Below are 20,581 nucleotides of genomic sequence, written 5' to 3' on the forward strand. Positions count from 1 at the left end.
AACTGTTCAATTGCTCTCTGCAATTCTTCCTTTTATTGTGGTACATATTCACCATCAAAAGTAATTCGTCCTCTTCCGCTTATCTTGGAATGGTACATTGCTTTATCTGCCCTATCTATAAGTTCAGCTGGATTATCACAAGTAGCAGGATAAGCTGCAACTCCAATGCTTACATTGAAAAAAAGTGTACTCCCTCGATAAGACACCTCCGTTTGCTTAATCCTAGAATGTAACATATTTGTTAAATCCCTTAGTTCTTGTATCGAGAGAGGCTTACATACCATTACAAATTCTTCTCCTCCATAACGAGCCGCAAATCCATTGTGTTTTTCTGCAATATCCTTTGCCAAATTAGCGCATACTCGGATGACTTCATCGCCAAACAAATGTCCATATGTATCATTTACTTTTTTAAACTTATCAATATCAAATAATATGACAGCTAACGGGCTCTTATTTAAAACTACATTGGATATGTATTCATTGACTTTTTGAATCATATACGTTCGATTGTAAATTCCAGTCAAGCCGTCCTTCATCGCCATATTTTCCATCTTAGTATAAATTCTAGCATTCATAAGTGCAATGGAAAATTGTGTACTTACTCTCTCGAAAAAAGACATATTATCTACAAAATAATTATTTTTATCCTTTCCTATTACAAGCATACCAAGCCAATCTCCCTCATTCATAAGAGGATAAATGAGTAATGATTGTATCTCTGCGCCAGATAAAAAATCATATTCTCCAGTCTTTACTGCATTGTCTACATATGGCTCTCGAAACTTCTTAAAACGTTCCACCAAGCTTCCATTTTCGATATATGAATTAAAATAATCCAAATCAATACAATTACATATTGCCCTCGAATTATACTGATAGGTATCTTCATGCTCGACTTTTACAATAATACTGCACAAATTAACAACCAATGCCTCTGACAGACTTTCCAATATTAATTTCATTAGATTTGAAATCTCCAAGGATGATGAAATATACTGTTGAATCAAATTCTCTATTAACATCTCTGTATTTTCGTGACTAAGTTTTTCATACACATTATCTTTTGGGAAACCTTGACTATTCATCTCCTGTCTAGTACTTTGCTTGACTTTCTTTAATTCCGTTTTTAATTTTTCTAATTCCAGATTATTTTCCGCAAAAACTTGAGATGTTATTATAATAAATAATGTCATATAAGCGACCAAGATGAGGTAAAAAATTATACCTTGTATCATTGCATCTACGCTTTTCAATAATATAATCCGAGTGCATGCCGTTATAAACATTGGAATTGTTGTGATATAAAATAATAACAATTTATCTCGCAATCTTACGACGTTTGTTAAGTACAATACTTGTACCAAGAGAATCACAAAATATAACATAAATAAAGCCGCAATATATGGTATTTGACTTAAGACTACGTTTGCTAAAGCCCACATAGCCATTGGAATTCGAATTCCTAGAAGGATTCGAAAATTAAATTTATAACGAAAACATGCAAATATATAGTCGCAACCTACCAATACAATAATAAAAACTCTTGAAAATATTAAACGGGATAAATTATATTCCCATATATTAGCAAATACACCTAATACATATAAAACTATAAAAACAGTTATAAACAAAATACGAATCTTGGCAATCTGTGCATGAATTTTAAAAAGTTTTGCAGAATTCACTTTGATCTATTCCTTCCAATAAATTTCAATTACATCCAAAGAATTTAGCTCTTGTGTATATTTTGCCTTTTCTCCGTTTAACAATGTTACAATTTCTCTGCCTCTTGAACTTCTCAAATCAAAATCGATCCAATCAAAAATATCTACAAACACATATTTGCTCTTTCCCTTTAATGTAACCAATTTATTATTAACCGTAACATCCAAAGAAATCTGCGTTGGTTCACTCTGATTTGCTTTTGAAGAATCTTGAACGATTACATCGCTTTCTATTTTATCCATCTTACTTTGTTCCATATCTTGGCTAACTTCTTTCACACAGCTTACTTCTTCCATAAAATCAACGTCATTTATTTTTTTTAAAGAGATAGAAAAATTCTCATATACTTTTTCATCCAAATCCGCAGGATTATTATTGACGAACAATTCTACATCTTGCTCTATTTCAATGTCCATAAATGCAAGAATCTGGGCTACTGTGTAATAATTTCTCATAACTATGTCATCATTTTCTTGTATGTTATAATAGTTTGAAACAATTTGTCCATTCACTTGTGCGTATTGAGGGCATTTTACCTTTTTGCCATCGACAATAATATCAATGGTATTATGATATTCAGGTATTTTTTCGATTGTAAGTTCTGCATCTTTTCCAGCGGTTGATCCAATGATTTGAATTTTATCATTTGCTTCTATTCTAGTATTAATACCAACTGGATTACCATTTAATGTAACAATAGCCGCTTCACCTAGCTGACCACGTATCATACGTTTTTTCCCATTTATCGTAAAGTTTAATTCCTTTCCTCTTCTTGGAAATAACTCCTCGTTAGGGAAACCAGTCTGAATGGCAACATCAACAATGGTTAAACGGTTGTTATTATATAACTTTATTCTTTCGCCATTAAAGTTAACAAAAATAAAATTATTCTTCTGGTCATAAAAGTTCAAACAAATTCCAACTGGTGTTACCAATAATGGATCTTTTTTAATATTCTCTTGAAAGAAATTAACATCTCCTAATACTTCTTCTCCACGAAGTGCAACCCTTTCTTTTGGAAGTCCTAAAAAAACAGAAAGACTTTCTATAAATCCACTTATTTTACCACCACCACCAACTACAAAAACTGCACTTACTGTCTTTCCACCGTTTAGTTCAATGATTTTATCTGCGATTTCCTTTGTAACCTCTTCTACCATAGGCCTTACCATATCTTGTAACTCTTTTTGCTCAACCTTTATCTTATTGCCCATAATATCTTTGTATGTAATGGTCTTTTTTCTTGTTCCCAGCTCAAACTTTATTTTTTCTGCTGTCTTAAAATCAATCAGACAATGTCTTGCGATGACTTCTGTTAATTCGTCTCCCGCTCTTGGAATCATTCCATATGCAATAATACTTCCATCTTTAGTAATAGAAATATCTGAGGTTCCTGCTCCCACATCCACCAACGCGATATTTAACATACGATATACCTGTGGAATTGCAATATTAATAGCGGCAATCGGCTCTAATGTTAGGTTCGCGACTTCTAGATCCGCTATTCCAACTGCTGTATTTAAACCAGATACCACCTCTTCTGGCAAAAAAGTAGCGATTATTTCAGCCCCAATTTTATTTGCTTTGTGGTTCTCAAGGTTACCAATGATATAATTATTTAGGTAATATTTTACAACTGTATATCCTACACAATAAAAATTAATACCTGTATCGTTGTTTGCACGAATTACATCATGTGCCTTCTCAACTCCCAGCGAATCCAATGAGTAAATATGCTCTTGATTGATTAAGGTTTCTTCTCCAAACTCATACTCAGTTGTTACTGTAACCGTTCTAAGTACTCGTCCCGCAGCAGCAATACAAACTTGTGATAGCTGGCGGCCAATTTGTTTTTCTAACTGTTTTTTTACAATGGATATTGTTTCGCCAACTTTATTGATGTCATGAATCTGACCATCCATCATTGCACGGGTATCATGTTCTTTTACATATTGAGCTACTACATTAAATTTGTCCCTCTCCTTATACCCTACGGTTCCTACAATACTTCTTGTCCCTATATCGAGTCCAAAAACTAAATGTTGTGGATACTTAACCATATCTGCCAATTTAATGCTCCTCCCTTAATGCCTCATCTATTTGTATCTGTGTATCATATTCTTTACTATTGTTGTCTATTACAACCGTACATTTCTTTCGAAAGTCCTCTTCTGTTAGCTGGCTTTTCATGATGTAATCAATTTTGTCATCACTATAACCTCTTGCCATTTTCAAACGTTGCCTTCTTATGTCTGCATGCGCATAAATATACCATACTTCATCACATATCAAATCATATCTATCTTCTAATAACAACGCCGCTTCTATAATGAAAAATGAAAGTTTCCCTTTTTCTCTTTCTCTCTTGATTTCTCCTACAATATATTCCTTCACTTTTGGATGAACAATGGCATTTAACTTGAGTCGTTTCTTTTCATCTTCAAAAACGATGTGAGCCAGACGTTGTCTATTGATTGTCATATCTGCATTTAGTATATTACTTCCAAACTCCTCGACAATCGAATAGTAGCAAGACTGACCAGGCTCCTCAAGCATATGAGCAACCTGATCTGCCATTATCACTCTGGCGTTATAGTTTTTTTGTATATAATTTAATACACTACTTTTACCTGCTCCGATACCGCCTGTAATTCCAATTATCTTCATCTTAACACCTTACTTTGTCTCGTACCAGTTATTGCCAGTATTCATATCTATTTCTAATGGTACAAGTAGTTTTGCTGCTCCTTGCATCTCTTCTTTTAGTATTTCTTTTACTTTAATGATTTCATCTTTATGCGTCTCAACTAATAACTCATCATGTACTTGTAAAATTAATTTTGATTGTAATCTCTCTTCTTTTAATCGCTCATTGACACGAATCATAGCTATCTTAATAATGTCAGCGGCGGTTCCTTGAATCGGTGCATTCATTGCAACACGCTCTCCAAACGATCTTTGCATAAAATTACTTGACTTTAATTCTGGTATTGGACGAATTCTTCCAAACATTGTAGTAGAAACTCCCGTTTCTTTTGCATTTGCAACTGCTTCGTCCAAAAATTTCTTAACTCCTGGATAAGTCTCAAAATACTTTTCTATATATTCTGATGCTTCTTTTCTAGAGATACTTAAATCCTGACTTAGACCAAACGAACTAATTCCATATACGATACCAAAGTTAACCGCCTTTGCATTCCTTCTTTGAAGACTTGTTACCTCTTCTAGTGGTGTATGAAATACTTCTGAAGCTGTTATTTTATGAATGTCTTGTTCCTCTTGATAAGCTTGTATTAATTTTTGATCTGCTGAAAAATGTGCCAGTACTCTTAATTCAATCTGTGAATAGTCTGCATCAACAAACACGAAATCTTCTCTTGGTATAAAGACCTTACGTATCAATCTACCAAGCTCCATACGAATCGGAATGTTTTGCAGATTTGGTTCTGTACTACTAATTCTTCCCGTGGCAGCAATCGTTTGTTTAAAATTACTATGAATTCTCCCATCTTCTGCAATGTAATTCGCCAGTCCATCTGCATAGGTGGATTTTAACTTTGCTAACTGTCTATATTCTAGAATATATGCTACAATTTCATATTCTGGAGCAAGCTTTTCTAAAACATCAGCGGCTGTAGAATAACCTGTTTTTGTCTTTTTACCGTAAGGAAGTCCTAATTGTCCAAACAATACTTCCCCTAATTGTTTTGGGGAATTAATATTAAATTCCACATTTGCCATAGAATAAATCTGCTTCTCAAGCTCTGCAATACGAATGCTTAATTGATCGCCATACTCTTTAAGCGATTCCTTTTCAACTGCAATTCCTTCCTTCTCCATATCATACAAAGTAAATATTAATGGCATTTCTATCTCTTTGAATAAATCCCACTCACCGATTGACTTTAATTTATCTTCAATCAAAGGAGCCGCAGAAAATGCCACATAACTCATATAACAGGCTACCTTGCACAATTCGTTTGGCATCTGTTCGTAAGCACTATGAAATGCCAATTTACCTAGAATTTCTTCCTTTTCCGGTAACATAAGACCTAGAATTTCCTTTCCAATATCTGTAAAATGATATACTGGATTCATAGGATTAATGAGATATGCACCAATTTCTATATCAAAATATTTATTCGAATCGTCTACCTCAATCAAAGAAAGTTGTTCTTTTAAACCAATCGTTGCAACATACTTTACATTTCTTAAAACCTCATTTGTTTTATCCAGCAAATACTGCTTTGTAATAAAGCCTTCCACTGCGATAAAGTAACTCTCCTTTGCTTCATTTGTAAAGGAAACTCCAACTAAGCCGTTATCTTGTAACAACTTCATACCAATTCGATTTTGCATTTTTAATTTTGCAAAAATACTCTCTGCTTCTTCTAAGGAAGTAATAAGTGAAAACGCTTCTTCTAAGTTATTATCTTGACTTACTGGTGCTTCAAATCGATTCAACAGATTCTTAAATTCTAATTCTTTAAACAAATGATAAGCATCATCGGTATAGACATTGCCAATTTCTGCTTCCATCAAGGAAAAGTCAATGTCACAATCAATGTTAATTGTTGCCAAAATCTTACTTAATTTTGCTTTATCAAAATGATCTCTTAATGCTTCTTTTGCTTTATTTGGCTTAATATCCTCTACATGCGCATAAGCATTCTCAATATCACCATATTCAACAATGAGCTTTGTAGCTGTTTTCTCTCCAATCCCTGGTACCCCTGGTATATTATCGGATGCATCTCCCATCAAGGCCTTTAATTCTATGAATTGTTTTGGCGTTACCTGATATTTTTCCAATACATCTTTTGCATTATAATCCTCTATTTCAGTTGTTCCTCGTTTGGTTTTAGGGATTCTTATCTTAATGTCCTCTTCCGCCAATTGCAGCAAATCTCTGTCTCCAGATATAACAGATACTTCTAAGCCCTGCTTTGCCGAACGTTTTGCAATGGTTCCAAGTAAATCATCTGCTTCAAGTCCAGCTTGTTCTATAATCTTAATCCCCATTGCCCTTAAGACCTTTTTCATAACTGGAACCTGTTCTCTTAATTCCTCTGGCATTTGCTTTCTTGTCCCTTTATATTCTGCATACATTTCATGGCGAAACGTAGGGGCATGCACATCGAATGCAACCGTAAGGTACTTTGGTGTTTCTTCTGCTAAAATCTTAAACATGATATTTAAAAATCCATAGATTGCATTGGTATGAAATCCGCTACTATTTGTTAAATCTGGAACTCCATAGAATGCTCTATTTAAGATGCTATGCCCATCTATTAAGACGATTTTTTCTTTCATTTTGTTTTCTCCATTAAATTTATTTTAAATCCATAACCTAATTTGTATTATCACTACTATAATAAGTGCTACCATAGCTGCCGTATACAGCGCATTTTTGAATTGTTCAAATGCTTTTTTTCTTATTATATACTTTTTAGATGCTTTTAATTGTTCTAAAAGCATGGCACTCATGTCATAAGAAGCCCCAGGATTATCATCCAATTGCATCAAAGCTGCGTAAATCGTATAATTGATTTCTAATTCCTCATAACATTCTTTGCAATTTTCAATATGATTAAGAAAATGTTCTAATTCTTTATCATTCATATCCTTTGCAATATATTTTGTAATTAATTTTTGTACTTCTTTACATTCCATGATAAGCCTCACTACTTCACCTATTGCTACTTCAAATTATACATAATTACTATACACTAAAATAAATAAATTTAAAACAATTTTTACGAAAGTTGTTAAGATAATGTTTTAGTAACAGGATTTATAAATAATGAATATTATAAATTCTAAAAAATGCCACCATTGCTGGCGGCATCTTGTACTTTTGAAATTAATTCATATTATGTGCAAATACTATAGACTAAGTATGGTTATTTTGTACTTACGGTTAATATAGTTTCTAAGTATTCAGGTCGGTTAAGGATGGTAACAGTAATAGGTGCTTCCTCATTATCATATTGTGTGTAATCAAGAAATAAATAACCTTCCCCTTCACATAGAGTAGACATAATAGCTTTTGTATTTACATCTGCATAAGATTTTACTTCTAAAATTTTATATTCTTCAGCAGAATATTTGGATTCTGGTATCGTAAGAATAATTTCATAGCCACTATCAGGAATATGAAAGATTTCTTTATTTAGAGCTAAGATATAACTTTGTTCAAAAATAGAATCAGATACAAGTTGAAAGCTATAACTATCTTGAAATGCAATATTTTCATCTACAAGATACTGCTTTAGTCCTTTTGGCATTTCAACCACCTGTAACTGTCCCACAGCCATAAAAAGTCAGGCAAAAATAGATACAAATTTACATCCATTTCTGCCTGACAACTTACTGCGGATAGTGGGACTTGAACCCACACGGGGTTGCCCCCGTCAGATTTTGAGTCTGATTCGTCTGCCATTCCGACACATCCGCAAATTATTAAAAATTTTTCATTCGTGATTTGTTAACCGAACAAAAGATATATTAACATATTATGTAAAACATTGCAAGCTATATTTCGAAAATAATTATATTTTTTAATCAAATATTGTTGCTTGCAATGTTAAAACTACCTGTGATGGCAAATAAAAAAACCAAATTAGGTTTTGTACTGCACTCGTTAGTAAATTAAGGAGAGCAAAACCAGAATCTCTGTCATTAAGTATAAATTTTAAACCTACGTTAATATCACATAAATAAAATAAAGTAAGTCCGATTGCTAGCATTGTAGTTTGTCTGGTTATGATATTCTCCTCTATATTCCTATTTTTATTTACTTGAATCCATATCCGAATTAAATTTCCCGTAAAAAGCAAAAAATACAAACCAGCTAATGCGATAACTGGAGTTAAATTTATCTCATTTTTCAAAACTAATATCAATATATTCCATATAAAAGTAACTGAAAGTATCTCTATCATATATAACTTGCATCCATCCATACAAGTTGCCTTAATCTTACGAGAATAAAGTATTTGAACTATGATAAAGGATAAAATGCCATATTCAAAACGATTCGTAAATAGTAAAAATGTATCCGCTATTACTGTAAATAATAAAATACCAAGCATGAGGGCTCTTTTATTGTTCTTTATTTTTGTATAGGTTAAAGCAAAAAAAATAAGACAGAGCCATATCGAAATGTATTTCAATATATTCGATAGCGTATTCGCTATTTGTAATAAATCAAGCACCAAAAATAATAAGTAAAGAAATAGCTCAAGACGAATAAATCGTCTTGTAAGCTTATCTTTTCCTGTCATATTTTTTATATCAACTATCCACTTCATAAATTATCACCTATTCTATACTCTCCATATTTTCAAAGGATTTTGAAGCAATGACAGCCAAAAGTGCTGTGATTGCCACTGATATTATAATCATAAATAGATACCCTACTTCTATACGAAAGAAAGCACCTCCTAATACTGCACTAAGAGCACATATTCCAATAATCATTCCTTGTACAAACACTCGAAACATTTGTTTTCCAACCGTTCCAAGGAATCTTTGTATTACAGCATCTGTAACAACATTTAAATATAATTTGTTTGCTTGAAGACACATATATACCAAAATAGATAATATAATTTGAATTAAATTAAGTCGAAGAAAAATGGAGGCTGGTATTGTAATTAATGCTCCATCAACGAGAGCCCTAATGTGCTCTACTAATGTCGCATACCATAATTTTCTAGCTGGCGAATCAGGAAGCAAAAAGGTATATGGATGACTTATTTCCTTTCCCCATTTCGTTGCGTAGCCGCTAAAAATAAAAGTAATATAAGCACTTACACCAGGAATGATAAATGCAGACATCTCTTTTACCTCGTCATAATTATAATATCCAAACACTGCAATTGCCACACCAGCAATTAAATTTACAAGCGAAACGACTCCAAATATAAAGAAACGATTCTTTTTATATTCCAGCAATTGTCTGTAAAATATTGCCTTTGCATACTTTCCTTTATAAACAATGGTTGCTTTTCCTAGTTTTTGTTTAAAAGGAAGACCCATTTCTCCTTTTTTATTCTTTGCTATCCTTACAGCATAATCATCTGCAAATTGCATCGCATCCTCGTAATATTCTCCACCACATTTCATTTTATAAGCCATAACAAATAATACGAGCGTTGTCAAGACATATAAAATGGTACCAATTACATTTAAGGTGGTAGGACCTAGTATAATTAATCTTAAAAAGGCTATGTTCCAACCAATGATTGGCACACTTTGAACGACTGGATGAGATAAAAACAACTGAACAATCTCCCATGAAGCTTGATACTTAAAAAATAAATAAGCCCCAAAACCAAGTAGTGCAGCAATAATTAAATATAAACTTCTGCACAATAACGTCAAATGCTTCTTTGATAATGTCTCATTTCCATATAATATGATTGTTAAACTACATTCTAATATGGATTCTACTACAAATGCCAGAACAAAATATAAAAGCATCTGAAGGATGGAAAGATTAAAATAAATCACTCCAACTACTGCTATTATACTATTTAATAACAATGCCAACAAAATCTGCTTAATCTTTGCATACAATAAAACCCATTTTGGACTTACTGGTGACGGAAAAACAAAGTGTACTTCACTTTGTTTAAAAATCAAACCCTTTCTTTTTGCATAAGTAACAATATTGGCAGGCAAGAAGAAAAAAATTCCAAGGGATGCAATTAAGGTATATCCTTGCGGATTCCCTAGCTTCATCGTGTCGATTAAAGTTCCCAACGAACCAACAATCATAGCAATATAAGCCACTGCAAAAACAGCCCATAAATAGGTAGCTGGTTTTTTTAAAGATTTTTTAATTCTATTTTTTGTGGTTTTTACAAATAAATATAAAAGTACTCTCATTATGCTTCACCACCTGTTATCTCAAAGAAAATATCATCAATGTCTTTATCATTGGTATCTTTTTTAAGATATTCGCCAACAATTTTTCCCTTATTCATGATAAACATAATATCCCATAAATCCTTTACCATATCAAGCATATGAGTACTTACCAAAACAGTAATGTTATTATTTTTTAATTCCTGTATGGTCTCTTTTAGTTCTTTAATGGCTTTTGGATCAAGCCCTACCATGGGTTCATCAAATAAGATAACTTTGGGTTTAATCATTAGGGCACAACATATACTAACCTTTTGCATCATCCCTTTTGATAATTCATTTCCTAGTTTATCCTGTTTATCTGTTAATTCAAAACGCTCCAGTAATTCTTCCATATAATGTTCTGAATCTGAAACATCATATGCTTTACAAATGTATTCCAAGTGTTCTCTTACCGTTAACGCTTCAAACATAGCTGGCATCTCTGGAACATAAGCAAATATTTTCTTTGCATCAATTTCTCTTGATGGTATCTGTTGGATTAATACAGTTCCTTGAAATTTCAAAAGTCCTGCAATACTTTTTATAATGGTTGATTTACCAGCTCCATTTGGCCCTAATAATATCCCCACTTGCCCGTCTGGAATTGTAAAGCTTACATCTTCTACCGCTAACATTTTTCCATATTTTTTAGTTAAGTTTTTTATCTCTAACATTTTTATCCCTCACTAATTAAATTTAAAAGAAAACTATATGTAATAATAAATTGTATTATTGTATTACTCTCTTAATACAATAATATATTTTAAGTTAATTGTCAATCAATATAATAATATTTGCAGACACTTAATTCGTACTCTACCTCGAAAAATAAAACAACAGGTAGCAAACTGCTCCTTGTGGTTACAGTTTGCTACCTGTTATTTAATCTTCTTTTTTTACAATATCCTCTTGTTTTTTGAATATACTATTCTCACTGACATATCCTCTCACTGAAGAAAGCGGATACACATTGCTGTCTCTTCCAACAACAGTTCCTGGATTTAATACACTGTTACAGCCAATTTCAACACGGTCACCAAGCATCGCTCCAAACTTCTTAAGGCCAGTCTCAATTGTTTTTCCTACTGACTTTATCGTAACTAGCTTTTTATCAGACTTTACATTGGAAGTGATTGATCCAGCGCCCATATGTGCTTTGTATCCAAGTATGGAATCTCCTACATAGTTATAATGAGGTACTTGTACCTTATTAAATAACACCACATTCTTTAGCTCGGTAGAATTGCCTACCACAGCTCCTTCCCCTACAATCGCGTTTCCTCTAATAAATGCACAGTGCCTTACCTCTGCATCCTTCCCAATAATCGCCGGTCCATTGATGCATGCACTTTTTGCAATCTTTGCTGTTTTTGCAACCCATACACTATCATCTATTTTTTCATACTCATTAGGATCTAAGGATTCTCCTAATTGCATGATAAATGCGCCAATTTTAGGAAGCGCTTCCCATGGATATGTAATTCCTTCAAATAAATCTTTTGCAATTGTTTCGTTTAAATCATACAAATGTCTTATTTTTAAACCTTCCATTCTAATCTCTCCGTTCCTATCTTATTTATAATTTTTTGCTATGTAATCAAAACATGCTCTTAACTGATATTGGTTATTAAGACCTAATACCCCAGCTGTTCTACTTACAATAAATTTCTCTAATTTCTCCATATATTCTTCCGAAGAAATTTCTCCATTTGCAACATAAGTTAATCCTTTTTCCCAACTTGCTGTTAACTCTGGATTCAACAAAGAACGTATGGATGAATTCACAACATCATAAATCATCTCACCAAGCTGGGTAGGTGTTAATATCTGTGTTTTTTTATTTAGTGCCATGTATTTATTATTAACCAATTTCTTTAGTATCTCTGCACGCGTTGCACTTGTTCCAATACCACTTCCTTTGATTTGGGCTCTTAACTCCTCATCTTCAATCAGTTGACCTGCATTTTCCATTGCTAAAATAATAGAACCAGAATTATATCTTTTAGGAGGTGACGTTTCTCCCTCTTTTATATTAAATTCTTTTATAGGCATCTTACCACCTTTTTTAAGCGTCTTAACCACTTCAATCATTTCTGCATCGTATTTTGAGTCCTCTCCAGTATCTTCTCGTTTTTTATCAAAAGAATTTGGGACAACCTTTAAATAACCTTCCTCCAACATAATCTTAAAGTTAGCAAATAAGCTTTCTTCCTTTACTTTTGTAGTGATTGAAATCTTTTGATAAACGGCTGGTGGATAAAAGATACTAAGAAATCTTCTAACAATGGTTTCGTATACCTTTAAAGCAGTTGGTGGAATCGCACGAAGGGCACTTAATCCCTGCCCCGTTGGCACAATCGCATAATGGTCTGTAATTTGCTTATCATTTACATAACGACTGTTACCAATTTTTTTATAAGAACCACTCGAAAGAATTTCTTCTGCAAATACACTCGCATGCTCATACGCTTTTAGTCCACTAATATTTTTATATATTTCTTTTGCAACGGCACTTGATAAAACTCTTGCATCCGTTCTTGGATAGGTCACTAGCTTCTTTTCATAGAGTTCTTGCACAATACGAAGAGTCTCATCTGGACTAATCTTAAACATTTTAGAACAGTCATTTTGAAGTTCTGCAAGATTATACAACAAAGGGGGATTTTTATTTTCTTTCTTTTTTTCTATATTTGCAATTTCTCCAATTACTGGAGGTTCACTGTTTAAATGCGAGATTAGTTCCTTTGCATCTTCTATTGACTTGAATCCATTTTCTTTGTAAAGCTTTGGACTTTCAAAATATTTTGAACCCGCAACTGCTTTCCACTCTGCCTCCAAATCTTTTCCACTGCAATCAAAGGTACCAAGAACTCTAAAAAAAGGAGTTTTTACAAATTCTCGTATTTCCCTTTCTCTACGCACAATCATTCCAAGTACACAGGTCATAACTCGTCCAACGGATATAACACAGTAACGTTCATTCAAATAATTGGCAATGGCATTTCCATACTTTAAAGACAATAGCCTTGAAAAATTGATTCCCATCAAGTAATCTTCTTTTGCCCTAAGGTAAGCAGCATTCGCTAAATTATCATATTCCGATAAATCTTTCGCTGTATGAATTCCTTTTAGAATTTCTTCTTCTGTCTGGGAATCTATCCATACTCGCTTACGAACCTTACCCTGTACCTGTGCTTTTTGCTCTACAAGACGGTAAATGTATTCTCCTTCTCGTCCAGAGTCCGTACAAACATAGATGGTATCAATATCTTCTCGGTGCAATAAGTTTTGCACGGTATGAAACTGTTTCTTTACATTTTCAATCACTTCATACTTAAATTCTTTTGGAATAAAAGGTAAAGTCTCTAGACTCCACTTTTTTAGTTTCTCATCGTATTCTTCTGGATAGCTCATCGTTACTAAATGCCCTACACACCATGTAATCACAGCTTCTTCCGCCTCTAAATAGCCATCTTGTTTTCTTGTTTTTAATTTAAGTGCTTTTGCAAATTCTTGTGCAACACTTGGTTTTTCTGATATATATAAAGCTTTCGCCATTTGTATCCAACTTTCCTTTTTTTACTTATATCCCTTCTTTAGGTATGAAAACTCTATTGACACGATTATCCTCTTTTGCTTTTCCTGCCTTAACTGCTTCCTGACAAAAATAATCTTGAGAATTAAATTTTTGCTTCCCCCTACGATCAACTTTTTCATACGTTCCATCAACATTAAGAAGATGGGCTTTTACATTGTCTTCTAGTTGAAATTGTAAAATCTTAATCACTTCCTTTTTTAGTTTTTCATCATCTACTGGAAATAAGATTTCAACACGTCGATCTAAATTTCTTGGCATCCAATCTGCACTTCCCATATATACTTCTTCCATACCATTATGGTAAAAATAAAAGATACGGCTATGCTCTAAGAAATTTCCTACAATCGAACGTACCGTGATATTCTCACTCACACCTTCAATTCCAACTTTCAGACAACAAATTCCCCTTACAATCAATTCAATTTTTACACCTGCTGCAGACGCTTTATAAAGTTCAAGAATGATTTCTTTGTCACATAAAGAATTCATTTTAGCAATGATGTGTGCTTTTTTTCCTAATTTAGCATTTTCTGTCTCTCGTCTAATTAGATAAATAAACTTATTTCTAAGCCAAATAGGCGCCAAAGACAACTTATTCCATGATAATGGTTCAGAATAACCAGAAAGCATGTTAAAGACAGCCGTAGCATCTTCGCCAAACGCCTCAGCACATGTAAATAATCCTAGATCGGTATAAATTCTTGCTGTAGAATCGTTGTAATTTCCTGTTCCAAGATGAACATATCTTCGGATTCCATCTTCTTCCTTACGAACAATTAACGTAATTTTACTATGTGTCTTTAAACCAACTAGACCATATATAACATGACATCCAGCTTTTTCAAGCATTTTTGCCCAAACAATATTATTTTCTTCATCAAAGCGTGCCTTTAATTCAACCAAAACCGATACTTGTTTTCCATTTTCCGCTGCTTGCGCTAGCGCTTCAATGATTGGAGAATTCCCACTTACACGGTAAAGAGTTTGTTTGATTGCCAAAACCTTTGGATCTTTTGCAGCTGATTTTATAAAATCTACCACAGGGTCAAAGGTCTGATATGGATGGTGAAGTAAAATATCTCCTCGTCTTATTTGTGTAAAGATATCCTCCTCCAGTGTCATTCCTTTTACTGGTTGCGGTTGATACTTCGGTGTCTTGAGATTTTCATAGCCTTCAAAGCTATACATCTTCATTAAAAAAGTCAAATCTAGGGGACCATTAATCATATAAATATCATCTTCACTAATTTCTAGTTCCTCTTGCAAAACCAAAAGTAATCTCTTATCAATTTCATCCTCCACCTCAAGACGAATCGCCTCTCCCCATTGCCTTTTTTTAAGTTGTTTCTGAATTTCTTTTAGCAAATCAGAGGCTTCATCTTCATCAATCGTTAAATCAGCGTTACGCATAATACGATAAGGATGTGCGCAGATTACATCATAATTAAGAAATAGTTTATCCATATTTCTTTCAATGATTTCTTCTAATGTAATGACCACTTGTTCCCCTTTCTTACCCGTTGGTAATTTAACTACTCTAGGTAAAACTGACGGAACCTGAACAGTGGCAAATTCTAACTCTTCTTTTTCTTTTTTCTTCTTAAGAAGTGCTGCAATGTTTAATGTTTTGTTTCGAATTAACGGAAACGGTCTGGAGGAATCGACCGCCATAGGTGTCAAAACGGGATAGACATTTTCTTTAAAGTATTCATCCACAAATTCTCCTTGTTGTTTCGAAAGCTCTTCGTGTGCCTTTATCACCTTAATTCCATTCTTCTTCAACATTGGAAGTAAAGAACGATTATAAGTGGAATATTGTAAATTCACTAATTCATGCATCGCTTCATTGATTTGTTTTAATTGTTCCAAAGGTGTCATCCCAGCAATATCTGTTTTTTTATATCCTGCATGAACCATGTCTTTTAAGGAAGCTACACGAATCATAACGAACTCATCTAAGTTGGAAGCTGTGATACTTAAGAACTTAAGTCTTTCAAATAATGGATTACTTTTGTCTCTTGCTTCACTTAAAACTCTTTTATTAAAGCTAATCCAACTTAGTTCTCTGTTCTGATAAAAAAGTGGATTATTGTATTCTAGCTCTTCCATTTATTTCCCTCCAATCACTTGTAATCTTCCTAAAGTCGTTATTCAAATTTCTTTTTTTGCTGAATTACAGGTTTTATACTAAAAACCTCTTCAAAAAATTCGGCTTTTTCTTTAAATAACCCCTTCTCCAATAAAACATTACTCATGGTATCAAGGGTTAAAACAAGTTCTTTTTCATTTAATGTAATTTTTACATTTTTAAATTTTTGCCTATGGCTTCTGTCAAGTGCATTGGCAACTCTAAGTATAGCCGTAATCTTTTCCAATAAAATATAACTTTGTCTATCGAATTTTCCAGCAAGTTCATCATAATACACAAATTCCGTTGTATTAAACTTTACTACATTTGCAATAATTTCACGCTCCAGATGCGAAAGTCCTATGATTTCTGTAGCCATTATTATATTATACGAACATTCCGCAAAGGAAGACAAACTAATGTATTTCCCACAATCATGCAAGATTACTGCAATTTGTAAAAGAAGTCTTTCTCGCTTACTCATTCCATGTATCTTGACTGTGCGATCAAATATTTTAAGAGCCAGTTCCTCTAACATCTGTATATGCTCTTTGTTATTAATATAACGCTTTCCAATATTTCGAGCTGCTGCAATGATATCATGCTCAAAGTCATGCTTCACTTTTATTATTTTATTATTCTCGGCATAATCATATGCAATTCCATCGGATAACTTAACACCAGGCGTCCAGATATTTTCAGCCCCTGTCTTTTCTATCACTCGTTTGTATATCATTAAAGAAGGAATTAATAAGGTTGCATCTTCGGCAGGTATTCCTAGTTTTACAGCAATTTCATCCGTAGACAGTAAAAATAGCTTTTCGCAGGAATTAATAAACTTCTCGCGCGTTAGAAACCCACTTTTATCGGATTGAAAGTAGTTAATATAATCTCCAACCACTATAATATTCTTTATTGTATAGTTCTTAATGTATTGTAAGTAGAGGTTTGATATGTCACTATCAATTAACTCTTCCACTAATGCTGGTATATTCGTTGTATATTTTCTAAGTCCAGCAAGCTTTTCTCGAATTCTAAGTGAACCCAGCCTAATATTTTGCGTCGCTATTAATTTGTCCTTATCATAAAGAGAGAATTGACTGCTCCCTCCCCCTACATCAAGAATGGCTGTTCCAGTCTGAATAATTCTCTCAAAATGGTCGACTTGATACGCAATCGATTTGTATCTAAGAAATCTTTGCTCTGAATTACTCAATACTTCTACTACAATTCCCGTTCTTAGCCTAATCTGATCCAAAAGCATAATGGTATTCTTTGCTTCTCTAACAGCACTTGTTGCACATGCTCGATAAGCATCTACCTGATAGCTTTTCATTATTTTGGTAAAATCACATAGTACTTCACACAGTCGATCGGTTAAGTCACAACCAATCTTACCTAAAACATAGGTATCTTTCCCAAGTTCAATACGATGTCTGATAAAATCAATTTGCTTCATGCCAGATTTAGAAGATAATTCAAATATCTTCATTCCGACTTCATATGAGCCTATATCGATTGCCGCAAACGTAGTGATATTCATAGGCTTCCTCCTTTTTCGAAACTCTATCTCATTAGTACTTACCTAATAAATAATCTATGAATTGTTGAGCCGTTCTCCCTGACAAGCCTCCATGACTCAACTCCCATTTGTTTGCTTCTAAAAAAAGTTCTTCTTTTGGAATTTCAAGGCTATATTTTTTTGCTAAAACATCCACAATGTTCATATATTCCTTCTTATCTGGTGCAACAAAAAATATGGAAACACCAAATCGATATGCCAAGGATAATTTTTCTTGTACGGTATCAGAGGAATGTAAGTCATCCCTACGCTCTTCTTTATCACTGAATTTTTCCCTTACCAGATGCCTTCTGTTAGAAGTCGCATAGATAAGCACATTATCAGGTCTCTTTTCTAATCCGCCCTCTATCACTGCTTTTAAATATTTGTATTCTACTTCAAATTCCTCAAAAGATAAATCATCCATAAATATTATAAACTTATAATTTCGATTCTTTATCTGTGCAATGATGGAAGTCAAATCTTGAAACTGATGCTTATAGATTTCAATCATCCTAAGTCCTTGCTCATAATACTCATTTAAAATAGCCTTAACACTAGTTGATTTACCTGTACCCGCATCTCCAAATAACAAGCAGTTATTTGCCTTTTTCCCTTTTACAAATGCCTCTGTATTGGCAATAAGTTTTTTCTTTTGTAGTTCATATCCCACTAAATCATCTAGGTGAACATGGCATATATTCGTAATGGGAACAAGCCTTGTCTCGCTATCTATATGTTCGATTCGAAATGCTTTGTTAAGGCCAAGTTTACCCACTCCAAAATCCTTATAAAAGCTTGTGATGACTTCTTTAAATTCTTCTTCATTTAAGCTTGCTGCTAATCCTTTGCTAAGCTCACAGATACGCTCTTTAATTCTTCGATTGTAGACTTTACCTAAAGAATGACTTGTCTTATAATTTTTCAAATATGATAGGCATGATACATCAAGAACTTTTTCTATTATTTCGAAATCAAAATGAAATAATTTCATAAAAATCTTAAAATCGTTCTTTACTAATTCATTGATACTACCATCCACATGACCTATTATTTCGCATGAAGTACTATATGCATTTTCATTATTTGCTAATAAAAAGCCAAGATAATTGTGCCATACATTTCCTTCAAAACCATACTTTTCTGTGAACTCTACCAATCTATTTACTTGTTCGTATAATAAGGCCTTGATATCGGTAAGATTATAGTATTCATTCTCATAATTTTCCATTATCCATGTCACGTCATTTAGTATTTCACCATGTTCAAAATTCTTATATATGATCAATTCACTTATCATTTCCATCATTTAGTCCTCGTATTTTTTGTAATTTCCTATAATCTTTAAATCTATTGTTTCAGCCCTAAGGCCCATGAGTGCATTTTTAACTGCACTATCCAAAAGATTTCCTTCAAAATCAACAAAGAATCTTGATTCCCATGGTCTTGCCTCTAAAGGCCTTGATTCAATTTTAGTCATGTTAATTCCGTTATAAATAAAGTGCGACAATGCGTTGTAAAGAGAACCACTTTCATGAGGCACTTCAAAATAAATACTAATCTTGTTCGAGTCCTCTGTAAATAATGCCTCATGTGAGACAATAATAAACCGAGTTGAATTGGATTCACTAAAATTAATTGCTTCTTGCAATACTTTTAGTCCATATATCTTAGCGGCCTCCACACTAGCAATCGCTGCTTGTGTCTTATCCATGTCATCTTTCACTTTTTTAGCACTGGTTGCCGTATTTTGCATACTAATCTGCTTCCACTCTCGAAAGGATTCAAGAAATTTGGCGCTTTGCATCAATCCTTGAGGGTGTGAAAAAACTGTCTTTATGTCTGAAATCGTAGCATCCATCGTTCCAAGTAAAGCCTGCTCTATTTTTAATATATGTTCGCCAACAATATAATTGTCATACTCTACTAGCAAATCGTAGCTTGTATTCACAATTCCAGCTGATGAATTTTCAATCGGTAATACCGCATAATCTGCTTTCTTATTCTTAATTGCCTCCATTGCATCCTTAAACGTATCTACATAAGAATTGTCTATGTCCTCTCCAAAAAACTCTGTCATTGCTCTTTGACTATGGGCTCCTGGAACTCCTTGAAAAATAACCTTAGCTTTCTCTTTTTCCTTAATTGAATGGACTAAGTGAAATGAATTTTTATCTTGTACTCCATTTTGATTTAATAACTGATACTGAAGCTTCCTACTCATGGCCATAATCTGAGTAAACAACTCCTCAACCCCATGCTTCGTAAATTCAGTCTTAGCAAGAGACTTGACTTGCTCTATCTTTGCACATTCTCTTTCTTTGTCAAAAACAGGTTTACCAGTGCTAATTTTATAATTTGCGACTTCTTCACTGATTTTCATTCGTTTTTCATACAGCTCTACCATTTTTGAATCAATTAAATCAATTTCTTTCCTTAGCTCTTGTAAATCCATCATTTCATCTTCCTCTTACATTAAGTATTTTGGCTACAATTCAATCAGAATGCTTGAATGTAACTATTTTTGAGGTTAATTATAACATAATATTTAGGTTTTCACCAGTTTATATATTTTCTTAACACATTTTTTATAAAGAATAATTGTTGCAAAATTATGTCGAAAATTATATAATAAACTTAAATAAATAGT

The 20,581-nt window shown here is 33.2% G+C and carries 15 protein-coding genes and 1 tRNA gene; all 16 read right to left on the minus strand.

Annotated elements, in window-relative coordinates:
• Positions 1–32 precede the first annotated feature (32 nt).
• The gene (locus tag F7O84_RS06015) at positions 33–1,688 is read right to left on the minus strand and encodes a sensor domain-containing diguanylate cyclase (RefSeq protein ID WP_151143001.1); all 1,656 of its coding nucleotides are present in this window, start codon (positions 1,686–1,688) and stop codon (positions 33–35) included.
• Positions 1,689–1,694: 6 nt separating this feature from the next.
• Positions 1,695–3,788 (minus strand): cell division FtsA domain-containing protein, encoded by a 2,094-nt coding sequence (locus F7O84_RS06020; protein ID WP_151143736.1) that lies wholly within the window; start codon positions 3,786–3,788, stop codon positions 1,695–1,697.
• A gap of 10 nt (positions 3,789–3,798) precedes the next feature.
• Positions 3,799–4,395: a dephospho-CoA kinase gene (gene coaE / locus F7O84_RS06025; RefSeq protein ID WP_151143004.1), complete on the minus strand. Its 597-nt coding sequence runs from the start codon at positions 4,393–4,395 to the stop codon at positions 3,799–3,801.
• A gap of 9 nt (positions 4,396–4,404) precedes the next feature.
• Entirely contained in the window at positions 4,405–7,041 is a 2,637-nt protein-coding gene (gene polA / locus F7O84_RS06030) for a DNA polymerase I (protein ID WP_151143006.1), read from the minus strand.
• 24 nt (positions 7,042–7,065) lie between these two features.
• A complete protein-coding gene (locus F7O84_RS06035) occupies positions 7,066–7,401 on the minus strand; it encodes a zf-HC2 domain-containing protein (RefSeq protein ID WP_151143009.1) in 336 nt (111 codons plus the stop codon).
• Between the two features lie 230 nt (positions 7,402–7,631).
• Positions 7,632–8,045 (minus strand): hypothetical protein, encoded by a 414-nt coding sequence (locus tag F7O84_RS06040; RefSeq protein WP_151143012.1) that lies wholly within the window; start codon positions 8,043–8,045, stop codon positions 7,632–7,634.
• 56 nt (positions 8,046–8,101) lie between these two features.
• Positions 8,102–8,184: transfer RNA gene (locus tag F7O84_RS06045), tRNA-Leu, on the minus strand.
• Positions 8,185–8,288: 104 nt separating this feature from the next.
• The gene (locus tag F7O84_RS06050) at positions 8,289–9,041 is read right to left on the minus strand and encodes a lysoplasmalogenase family protein (protein WP_151143014.1); all 753 of its coding nucleotides are present in this window, start codon (positions 9,039–9,041) and stop codon (positions 8,289–8,291) included.
• 10 nt (positions 9,042–9,051) lie between these two features.
• Entirely contained in the window at positions 9,052–10,623 is a 1,572-nt protein-coding gene (locus F7O84_RS06055; protein WP_151143016.1) for a putative ABC exporter domain-containing protein, read from the minus strand.
• Positions 10,623–11,318 (minus strand): ABC transporter ATP-binding protein, encoded by a 696-nt coding sequence (locus F7O84_RS06060; RefSeq protein WP_151143018.1) that lies wholly within the window; start codon positions 11,316–11,318, stop codon positions 10,623–10,625. The genes F7O84_RS06055 and F7O84_RS06060 overlap by 1 nt, the downstream gene beginning before the upstream one ends.
• 208 nt (positions 11,319–11,526) lie before the next feature.
• Complete coding sequence (locus F7O84_RS06065; RefSeq protein WP_151143020.1) at positions 11,527–12,195, minus strand: acyltransferase; 669 nt, start codon at positions 12,193–12,195, stop codon at positions 11,527–11,529.
• Between the two features lie 21 nt (positions 12,196–12,216).
• Positions 12,217–14,202, minus strand: coding sequence for a DNA topoisomerase (locus F7O84_RS06070; protein ID WP_151143022.1), 1,986 nt, complete (start codon positions 14,200–14,202; stop codon positions 12,217–12,219).
• Positions 14,203–14,227: 25 nt separating this feature from the next.
• On the minus strand, positions 14,228–16,351 hold the full coding sequence (locus tag F7O84_RS06075; protein ID WP_151143024.1) for an RNA degradosome polyphosphate kinase: 2,124 nt from the start codon (positions 16,349–16,351) through the stop codon (positions 14,228–14,230).
• Positions 16,352–16,389: 38 nt separating this feature from the next.
• Positions 16,390–17,913: a Ppx/GppA phosphatase family protein gene (locus F7O84_RS06080; protein WP_151143026.1), complete on the minus strand. Its 1,524-nt coding sequence runs from the start codon at positions 17,911–17,913 to the stop codon at positions 16,390–16,392.
• A 31-nt stretch (positions 17,914–17,944) separates the two neighbouring features.
• Entirely contained in the window at positions 17,945–19,240 is a 1,296-nt protein-coding gene (locus F7O84_RS06085; protein ID WP_243140820.1) for an ATP-binding protein, read from the minus strand.
• The gene (gene pheA, locus F7O84_RS06090; RefSeq protein ID WP_151143028.1) at positions 19,241–20,389 is read right to left on the minus strand and encodes a prephenate dehydratase; all 1,149 of its coding nucleotides are present in this window, start codon (positions 20,387–20,389) and stop codon (positions 19,241–19,243) included.
• Positions 20,390–20,581: the final 192 nt, after the last annotated feature.

Origin of the sequence: Candidatus Galacturonatibacter soehngenii (genome assembly GCF_008830185.1) — a bacterium.
In the GTDB taxonomy this organism is placed as follows: Bacteria; Bacillota; Clostridia; order Lachnospirales; family Lachnospiraceae; genus Lachnotalea; species Lachnotalea soehngenii.

Coding starts and splice junctions, on each gene's coding strand:
- F7O84_RS06020 (WP_151143736.1), bottom strand. CDS start 3,788: ATGGTTAAGTATCCACAACATTTAGTTTTTGGACTCGATATAGGGACA.
- coaE (WP_151143004.1), bottom strand. CDS start 4,395: ATGAAGATAATTGGAATTACAGGCGGTATCGGAGCAGGTAAAAGTAGT.
- polA (WP_151143006.1), bottom strand. CDS start 7,041: ATGAAAGAAAAAATCGTCTTAATAGATGGGCATAGCATCTTAAATAGA.
- F7O84_RS06035 (WP_151143009.1), bottom strand. CDS start 7,401: ATGGAATGTAAAGAAGTACAAAAATTAATTACAAAATATATTGCAAAG.
- F7O84_RS06040 (WP_151143012.1), bottom strand. CDS start 8,045: ATGGCTGTGGGACAGTTACAGGTGGTTGAAATGCCAAAAGGACTAAAG.
- F7O84_RS06050 (WP_151143014.1), bottom strand. CDS start 9,041: ATGAAGTGGATAGTTGATATAAAAAATATGACAGGAAAAGATAAGCTT.
- F7O84_RS06055 (WP_151143016.1), bottom strand. CDS start 10,623: ATGAGAGTACTTTTATATTTATTTGTAAAAACCACAAAAAATAGAATT.
- F7O84_RS06060 (WP_151143018.1), bottom strand. CDS start 11,318: ATGTTAGAGATAAAAAACTTAACTAAAAAATATGGAAAAATGTTAGCG.
- F7O84_RS06065 (WP_151143020.1), bottom strand. CDS start 12,195: ATGGAAGGTTTAAAAATAAGACATTTGTATGATTTAAACGAAACAATT.
- F7O84_RS06070 (WP_151143022.1), bottom strand. CDS start 14,202: ATGGCGAAAGCTTTATATATATCAGAAAAACCAAGTGTTGCACAAGAA.
- F7O84_RS06075 (WP_151143024.1), bottom strand. CDS start 16,351: ATGGAAGAGCTAGAATACAATAATCCACTTTTTTATCAGAACAGAGAA.
- F7O84_RS06080 (WP_151143026.1), bottom strand. CDS start 17,913: ATGAATATCACTACGTTTGCGGCAATCGATATAGGCTCATATGAAGTC.
- F7O84_RS06085 (WP_243140820.1), bottom strand. CDS start 19,240: ATGATGGAAATGATAAGTGAATTGATCATATATAAGAATTTTGAACAT.
- pheA (WP_151143028.1), bottom strand. CDS start 20,389: ATGATGGATTTACAAGAGCTAAGGAAAGAAATTGATTTAATTGATTCA.